This is a genomic window from Streptomyces murinus (genome assembly GCF_002154555.1).
In the GTDB taxonomy this organism is placed as follows: domain Bacteria; phylum Actinomycetota; class Actinomycetes; order Streptomycetales; family Streptomycetaceae; genus Streptomyces; species Streptomyces murinus.
Window position 1 is genome coordinate 751 of record NZ_MUNF01000916.1, and the last position, 235, is coordinate 985.

The window sequence follows — 235 nt, forward strand, 5'->3', positions numbered from 1 at the left end:
GCGGTCCGCCTCATCCGCGAGCACGGCGTCACCACCACCTTCGCCGCCCCCGCGATGCTCCAGGCGATGGCCGCCGAACGCGGCGCGGGACCCGAGGCGTTCACCTCCCTGCGCAAGATCGCCTACGGCGCGGCGCCCATGTCCGAGACGCTGCTCAAGCAGTGCCTGGAGACCTACCGCTGCGAGTTCGCGCAGATCTACGCCAGCACCGAGACCGGCAGCGTCGCGGTCTGCC

1 protein-coding gene is annotated in these 235 nt (G+C 71.9%); it reads left to right on the plus strand.

Annotated features, from left to right (window positions below):
• Nucleotides 1-235: AMP-binding protein (locus CCN72_RS41180; protein ID WP_244174665.1), on the plus strand; the 235-nt coding region annotated here is incomplete at both ends.